8 protein-coding genes and 1 pseudogene are annotated in these 7,170 nt (G+C 76.2%); 1 reads left to right on the forward strand and 8 read right to left on the reverse strand.

The window, feature by feature from the left end; all coding sequences use genetic code 11:
* The 8 genes from H1A17_RS32835 to H1A17_RS32870 all read right to left on the reverse strand — a co-directional run.
* Positions 1–978 (reverse strand): glycosyltransferase family 2 protein (locus H1A17_RS32835; RefSeq protein WP_194823707.1); only part of this gene is annotated, 978 nt, incomplete at its 3' end.
* Positions 975–1,820, reverse strand: a complete 846-nt coding sequence (locus H1A17_RS32840; protein ID WP_145921005.1) for a carotenoid biosynthesis protein — start codon at positions 1,818–1,820, stop codon at positions 975–977. The genes H1A17_RS32835 and H1A17_RS32840, both read right to left, overlap by 4 nt.
* Positions 1,817–2,386, reverse strand: a complete 570-nt coding sequence (locus H1A17_RS32845) for a GNAT family N-acetyltransferase (RefSeq protein WP_145921004.1) — start codon at positions 2,384–2,386, stop codon at positions 1,817–1,819. The genes H1A17_RS32840 and H1A17_RS32845 overlap by 4 nt, the downstream gene beginning before the upstream one ends.
* Before the next feature lie 10 nt (positions 2,387–2,396).
* Positions 2,397–3,116 (reverse strand): monooxygenase, encoded by a 720-nt coding sequence (locus H1A17_RS32850; RefSeq protein WP_194823708.1) that lies wholly within the window; start codon positions 3,114–3,116, stop codon positions 2,397–2,399.
* Positions 3,113–3,601: a YbaK/EbsC family protein gene (locus H1A17_RS32855; RefSeq protein WP_145921002.1), complete on the reverse strand. Its 489-nt coding sequence runs from the start codon at positions 3,599–3,601 to the stop codon at positions 3,113–3,115. Before H1A17_RS32855 ends, H1A17_RS32850 begins: the two co-directional genes overlap by 4 nt.
* Before the next feature lie 59 nt (positions 3,602–3,660).
* Positions 3,661–4,485 (reverse strand): FAD:protein FMN transferase, encoded by an 825-nt coding sequence (locus tag H1A17_RS32860; RefSeq protein ID WP_194823709.1) that lies wholly within the window; start codon positions 4,483–4,485, stop codon positions 3,661–3,663.
* Complete coding sequence (locus H1A17_RS32865; protein WP_145921000.1) at positions 4,482–4,994, reverse strand: FMN-binding protein; 513 nt, start codon at positions 4,992–4,994, stop codon at positions 4,482–4,484. Before H1A17_RS32865 ends, H1A17_RS32860 begins: the two co-directional genes overlap by 4 nt.
* 19 nt (positions 4,995–5,013) lie before the next feature.
* The gene (locus tag H1A17_RS32870) at positions 5,014–6,411 is read right to left on the reverse strand and encodes a ferric reductase-like transmembrane domain-containing protein (protein WP_145920999.1); all 1,398 of its coding nucleotides are present in this window, start codon (positions 6,409–6,411) and stop codon (positions 5,014–5,016) included.
* Between the two features lie 502 nt (positions 6,412–6,913).
* Here H1A17_RS32870 and H1A17_RS32875 point away from each other — a divergent pair.
* A pseudogene (locus H1A17_RS32875) lies at positions 6,914–7,129 on the forward strand (chromosome segregation protein SMC); the annotation flags it as partial.
* Positions 7,130–7,170 lie beyond the last annotated feature (41 nt).

The following is a 7,170-nucleotide window of genomic DNA, read 5'->3' on the forward strand; positions in this document are numbered from 1 at the left end:
GTACCCGAGCAGGGCCAGCCCGGCGGCCACCGGCGTGCCGGCCGCCAGCGCCGCCACCGCCAGCAGCGGCGGCGCGGTGTAGAGCAGGAGCAGCGCGGCGACCACGGCCGCGGCGGCGGTCGGGTGGCCGAAGGTGGCCCAGAGCGACTTGGTGTAGCCGTCGCGCAGTTGCGGCCAGGTCTCGTACATCCGGCAGGCGGCCAGCCGGGAGCCGTCGGCCAGGGCGATCCGCCCGCCGGAGCGTTTCACGGCGCGGGCCAGCTCGATGTCCTCCAGCACCCGGTCGGCGACGGCGGCGTGCCCGCCGGCCCGCTCGTAGCCGGCCCGGTCCACCAGCAGGAACTGCCCACCGGCGGCGGCCAGCGACGGCCGCGCCGAGCGTTCCATCGCGCGCAGCGGCAGGAAGGTGAGCCACAACCACTGCAACAGCGGCTGCACCAGCCGGTCACCCGCCGTCCGCACCAGAATCCTCGGGTACGCCGACAGCAGCGTCGCCCGCGCCGCCCGCAGCCCGGTCACCGCCGCCGCCACCGCGTACGGGGTGAGCACCACGTCCGCGTCGACGAAGGCGTACACGGTGGCGGCCGGGTCGGCGTGCCCGGCGAGCTGGTGGCAGGCGTACGGCTTACCCAGCCAGCCCGGCGGCGGGGTGACCCCGGTGCGCAGGGTGACCCGGGGGTCGTCGCCGGCGACCGAGCGGACCACGTCGGCGGTGCCGTCGGTCGAACCGTCGTCGAGCACCACGATCCGCAGCCCCGGCACCCCCTGCTGGGCGAGCAGCGCGCGCAGGCACGGGGTGACCCGGTCGGCCTCGTCACGCAGCGGCAGCAGCACCGCCACCGTCTCGTCGACCCCGACCGGCCCGTCGACGGGCCGGCGCAGGAAGTACCGGGCGTTGACCCAGGTGTGCCCGGTCAGCATGGTCACCGCGACGGCCAGCACGAGCGCGACGACGGTCACCGACCCGGAGGGGCTCATGCCGGGGTGTCGACGCCGGTGCGGGCCGGTGCCGGCCGGTCGGCGGGCCGGCGGCGGGCCCGCAGCAGGGTCACCGCCAGCGGCACCGCCACCACCGCCATGCCGGCCGCGCCCCAGAGCGCCGAGGCGGGCAGCCGCAGGAAGACCGCGTGCGCCAGCACGCTGGAGAAGTACGTCCACAGGTAGAGCGCGAACATCGGGTCGTCGCGGGAGTCGGCGACCGCGACGGCCGGCCCGGCCAGCGGGCGCAGCGCGCTCATCAGTAGCACCGCGAACAGCAGCCAGCCCAGGTAGTTGCTGACCGGGATGCCGGGCAGTCCGGGCAGCGCCGGGGTGGCGTCGCGCCACACCCAGTAGCCCTCGGCCACCATCTGCGGGTCGAGGAAGAGATCCCAGCCGGCCAGCCCCACGGTGGCCAACGCCACCCGCCCGACGTGCCCCGCCGCAGTGGGGGCGCCGGGGGTCCGGCCGGCGGGCGTGGTCAGCCGGACGGCGGCCAGCCAGGCGGGCCAGGCCATCCAGGTCCAGGCCAGCGGGATGATCAACGGCACCCCGGCCAGCTTCGGCCCCAGCTCGCCCGAGTAGTCGTAGCTGCCGAACGGGAAGCCCGTCGCCACCCCCAGCGCCTCGATGGCGAACCCGCCGCCGGTGGCCACCGCGACCAGCGCCGCCGCCGTGCGGGGACCCCGGGTGAGCAGCGCGTGCCCCACCGCGAGCAGGTAACCCAGCACGACCGTGGCGACGGTGAGCCGGGCCCGGGTGACCCCGGTGGTGAGCGGGTAGCAGATCTGGATCAGCACCAGCAGGGCCAGCAGCAGCCAGGGGACGTGCCGGCGGGTCACGACGCGGCCGGCCCGGACGTGTCGGGACGGGGCAGCGGCAGGTCCCGGCCGAGCACCCCGAACGGTCGTTCGTCGCCGGGGAAGCGGAAGTGCCGCAGCACGTCGACGAAGCCGAACCGCCGGTACAGCCGCCAGGCCCGCGACGTCCGCTCGTCGGCCTCCGGGGTGGACAGCAGGGTGGTGCCGCCCTCGGCGAGGCTGAGCAGGGCGGTGAGCTGCCGGGCGCCCAGGCCGTGCCCCTGCGCGGGCGGCCGGACGTGCAGCTCGACCACCTCGAAGCAGTGGGTCAGCCAGCGCCGTCGGGCGTCCGGGTCCAGCGCCCGGTAGACCTGGTCGTGCCACCACTGTCCACCCGCGCCGAGGTAGCCGTACCCGAAGCCGGCCAGGTGGCCCTCGCTGGTGAGGCTGGCGACGGCGCGGAACCCGGGCCGGCGGGCGTGGGTGGCGATGTAGCCGCGTCGGGCCTCCAGCAGGTCGCTGCGGTAGCCCATCGCCTCCCCGTACACCGCGACCACGTCGTCGAGCCGCCGGACGAGATCCTCCGGCGTCCACCGCACCAACCTCATGCGCGTCCTCTCACGGTTGCGGATCACCGTCGGCGACCCATCCCAGCACCGACCGGTCACCGACCACTGCGCGCACCTCGAAGCGCGCGAACAACTCCTCCGCGTACCACCCCTCGGTGGGGGTGCGGGTGATCGCCGCACGGTGCTCCGGGTGACGGTACGCGAACGCCACGAGGTCCGTCGGGTCGCGCCACACGCTGACCGTGCCCTGCCAACCCAGCGGCGCCTCACCGACACCGAAGCGGGCGAGCAGCCCCGGCGCGGCGTGCAGCGCGGCGGCGACCGGCGGGACGGCCCGCCAGAAGGTGAGCGCGCGGCGGGGCCGCAACCGGGCCCGGGTCAGCGCCAGCACCGGCCCGTCGACCCGGCCGCCCGCCGGATCGCCGAACGGACGTCGGCCCGACCACTCGCCCCGGCTGGTCACCGGGCGCAGCTCCAGCCGGGCCGACGCGTGGGCGATCCGGGCCCAGGAGCGGCCGACCGGGGAGGCGTCGAAGCCGGCCGCCGCGGCGGGGGAATCCCACACCACCAGCGCGGCCCACCGGGTGAGGTCGGCGTCCCCCGGGCCGAAGCCGGTGCCGGTCCCGGTGCCGAGCAGCTTGCCGAACCGTACGCCGGGGGTGCGCCGCAGCTGCCACGGATGCCGGGCCATCCGGGCCAACGCCCGCCCGACGGCGGCCCGGTGCACCCGCCACACGTGCAGGGTGACCAGCTCCGGGGTGGTGTTCACGCCACCTCGGCGGGGGTGCCGTCGGTGATCCGCAGCAGCTCCGGGTAGGTGGTGGGGAAGACCGCCTGCGGTACGCCCCCGGCGGCCCACACCTGCGGGTGCCCGCTCAGGGCGGTGTCGACCAGGGTGCGCAGCGGCCCGGGGTGGCCGACCGGGGCGACCCCGCCGATCACCTGGCCGGTGTGCGCCCGGACGAAGTCGGGGGTGGCCCGGCGCAGGTGGGTCACCCCGAGCCGGGCGGCCAGGCCGGCGGTGTCCACCCGGTGCGCGCCGGAGGTGAGCACCAGCAGCGGCGTGCCGTCGGCGTCGAAGACCAGCGAGTTGGCGATGGCGCCGACGGCGACGCCGAGTGCCTCGGCCGCCGCGGCGGCGGTGTGCGCCGCCTCGGGCAGCAGACGGACCCGGCTGGCCGCGCCGGAACCGTCCCGCGCGCCCGCGTCGTCGAGCGCCCGCTGCACCGCCTGCACGTTCGGGTGTGACTGCATGCGGCCCATTCTCCCCGGTACGCCCCGACGCCCCGCATCCGGCCGTCCGCCGTGGCGGGTCAGCGGGCGGGCGGCGACCCGGGACGGCTGCCGGGCCAGTGCGGGGTGACCCGGATCCGGCCGTCGGCGGTCACCAGCAGCGCCTCGTGGTCGGCCAGGCCGGTCAGCCAGGTCAGCGCGTCGTCGGCGTCCCGGGTCATCGCCGCGGTGGCGTACACGTCGGCCCAGAGCAGCTCCGGCCCGACCACGGTGACCGACCGCAGCGCGGTCGCCGGTCGGCCGGTACGCGGGTCCACGATGTGCGCGCCGCGCCGGGCGGTGCCCGAGGTGGCGACCGCGCCGTCGCGCCGGTCCAGCACGTCCAGCAGGTGGCCGGGGCGGTCCGGGTCCTCGATGCCGACCCGCCAGGCCGGCCGGTCCGCCCCGGCGCGCAGCAACACGTCCCCACCGGCGTTGAGACAGAGGTCGTGCCCGGCCAGATCGGCCAGCCATCCGGCCGCGCGCTGCACCGCCCACCCCTTGACCAGCCCGGACGGGTCGTAGCCGGCACCGCCGGTGGGCAGCGGCAGCCGCCGGGCGTCGAACCGGCCGCCGGTGCGCGTCCGGGCCAGCTCGCACAGCTCCGCCACCTCCCGCACCAGCGGGCTCGCGGTGGCCGGATCGGGTTCCCGCCCGGCCAGCCGTCCGATCTCGCTCTCCGGCCGGTAGGCGCTGAACGTCGCGTCGATCGTGCTCAGCCAGGCGAAGAACCGCTCCACCCGGGCGGCGACCGCGTCGTCGTGCACCTCCCGGCCGCGCAGGTGCACGCTCACCGGCAGCCCCATCACCTGCACCACCCAGGCCCGCCGGTCCAGCTCCGCCATCAGGCCCATCGGCGTGCTCATCTCAGGTGCGCCGCGTCGATGGCGGCCTGGAGGGACTCGCGGTAACCGTCGCTGGTGACGGTCGCCCCGGACACGGTGTCGATCCGGGCGCTCTGCGCGGTGAGCGCCGCCTGCCGCAGGATCGGCACCGCGTAGTCGTTGATCTGCTGGTCCCGGAAGTTGCCGTCGGGCACCTGGAGTGTCGTGACGTCGGTGATCCGCCCGCCCGCCACGGTGATCCGGACCTGCACCGGCCCCCACCGGGTCTGCGCCACCGACCCGTCGTATTTTCCGCCGCCGCTGTCGCCGGTGCTTGCGCTGTCGCCGGTTTCCCCGCCCGGCAGGCCCGAGCCCGGGTCGGTGCCGGTGGGCGGTTCGGTGGACGTGTCGCCGGAGCCGGGGGTGGTGCCGCCGCGGTCGACGGCGACGGCGCTGGTTCCCCCGCCGACGCCCATGGTGCTGGTCCGGTAGCTGAACAGCAGCACCAGGGCGGTCACCGTGGAGAGCAGCCAGATGGTGATCCGTCGCACGGGTCCCCCTTCCCGCCCGTTACCAGGCGAAGCGTTCGTGATGGACGTGCCGCTCGGGCACCCCGGCGGCCCGGGTCGCGGCCTGCGCCGCGGCGACCCAGCCGTCCGGGCCGCACAGGTAGACGTCGTGGTCGGCGATGTCGGGGGAGAGCCGGCGCAGCGCCTCGGCGTCCGGCAGCCCGGCCGCGTAGCCGGGCAGCCAGGCGGGCTGCCGGCCGCGCGGACCGACCAGGTAGTGGACCGACACCCCGCGTTCGACCGCGAGCCGCTCCAGCTCCGCCCGGAAGGCCAGCTCCTGCGGGGTACGCACGCGGTAGAGCAGCACCGCCTGTCCGGGTGCGTACGGCAGCTCCCAGAGCAGGGCCAGCAGCGGGGTGACGCCGATCCCGCAGGCGAGCAGGGTGATCCCGCCGCCGCGCCAGTGCTGCCCGGTCAGTCGCCCGTACGGGCCCTCCAGCAGCACCCGGGTGCCCGGTCGCAGGGTGGCCACCCGGGAGCTGTCGTCGCCGAGGTCCTTGACGGTGATCCGTATCAGGTCGCCCGTCGGCGGGGCGGACAGCGAGTACGGGTGCGCCCGGGACCAGCCGGGGCCGGTCAGGAAGCGCCAGCCGAAGAACTGCCCGGCCCGGACCGGCAGCCGGTCCAGGTCCCGCCCGCGCAACCAGACCGAGGTGACGCCGGGCGCCTCGGGGACCACCGCGGCCACCTCGACCCGGTGCCGCAGCGAGCGGTACGCCGGCAGCCCGAGCCGGAACACCAGCACACTGCCCAGCGCCCCCAGGTACGCCGTCCACCAGTACGCCCGCGCGGCGGCCGAGGAGACGAAGTCCGCGCCGGTCCACAACTGGTGCGGTAGCGCCAACCCGATCCCCAGGTACGCGTACAGGTGCAGCAGGTGCCAGGACTCGTAGCGCAGCCGACGGCGGGCCGCCCGGACCGAGGTGACCACCACCAGCACCAGCAGTGCCAGCGCGGCGGTGGCCAGCAGCATCCCCGGGTACCCGGTGACCAGCAGCCAGAGCTGTGTCACGGGGTTCTCCCGGGCGGTGCCGGCGTACCCGAGGGTGGTCAGCAGCACGTGGGCCAGCAGCAGGTGGAACGAGGTGAAGCCGGCCAGCCGGTGCCAGCGGGCGATCCGGTCCTGGCCGAAGCGCCGTTCGATCAGCGGCACCCGGGCCATCAGCACCACCTGGACGAGCATCAGGTCGGCGCTGAGCAGGCCGGTGAGCCGGCCGGCGGAGGTGAGGCCGGTGGCCACCCCGGAGAGCAGTTCCTGCACCCCCCGGTCGGCGGTCCAGAGCGCGGTGACGACCAGCAGGCTGAGCACCGCCGCGCTGCCGGCCAGGTCGGCCCACCAGCCGGGGGCGGTGGGCGGCGGCCGGCGCGGGGTACCTCGGTCCAGGACGGTGGCGCTCATCCGTGGGTCGTTCCGGCGGGTCCTCTTCCCATGCGTTCCACTCTGTGGCGGCGACCTCGGGCCGGGCTTTGCCGTCGCTGTGCGCGGGCTGGGAATCGTCGCTGGCACGCCGTACGCCACACGTTGCGTTTTCGTCGTGGGCAGGGTGTACTGTCAGAGCAGTTAGAACGAGTGTTCGATTCACTCGCACACCCGTTCCAACGCCCCCGGGGCGGTGTTTCGCGGCGTCGACCCGGGCAGGTGCGGTTTCGCGGACCGCACCGGGTTCCGGGCAGTCGCGAGCCCGGTCCCGTCAAGGCAGGTCGTCGCCCGCCGCCCTCGACCCCCGGGCGGCGGGCGACGAACCCGCCGGTTCGCCGGCCGGGTGTGGTGTGGGGAAGCATCCACACCCGGCCGGCCCCCAGCGGTGCGTCTTCCTCCGCACCACCCGCCCCGGGCGTCGCGCCGGTGGACCTCCTCCACCGGGCGTCCCGCCCGAACCGGTCACGCGGAGGAGACAGTCATGCCGACCAACCCGGCCCAGGCGCCGACGGTGCCCGCGCACGTGCTGCCGCACCGCACCCCGACCCAACTCCTCACGGTGGCCCGGCACGGGCTGGCCGAGGCCGCCCAGACCCGCCCCGACGGGCTGCGCTACGCCGCCGCCCACCTGGCCGCGCTCCGCGCCGCCGCCGCCCTGCTGGCCCGGCCGAGCAGATCCCGGGCGGCCAGCAGGGCGGCGGCGGCGCGGAGCGCGGCCAGGGGGGCGGCGGCGTAGCG

Source organism: Micromonospora sp. S-DT3-3-22 (assembly GCF_015354745.1).
Classification (GTDB): Bacteria; Actinomycetota; Actinomycetes; order Mycobacteriales; family Micromonosporaceae; genus Micromonospora; species Micromonospora wenchangensis.

What these genes read in the sequence shown, in the direction of transcription:
- H1A17_RS32845 (WP_145921004.1), bottom strand. Translation starts at nt 2,386, where the DNA reads ATGAGGTTGGTGCGGTGGACGCCGGAGGATCTCGTCCGGCGGCTCGAC.
- H1A17_RS32855 (WP_145921002.1), bottom strand. Translation starts at nt 3,601, where the DNA reads ATGCAGTCACACCCGAACGTGCAGGCGGTGCAGCGGGCGCTCGACGAC.
- H1A17_RS32860 (WP_194823709.1), bottom strand. Translation starts at nt 4,485, where the DNA reads ATGAGCACGCCGATGGGCCTGATGGCGGAGCTGGACCGGCGGGCCTGG.
- H1A17_RS32870 (WP_145920999.1), bottom strand. Translation starts at nt 6,411, where the DNA reads ATGAGCGCCACCGTCCTGGACCGAGGTACCCCGCGCCGGCCGCCGCCC.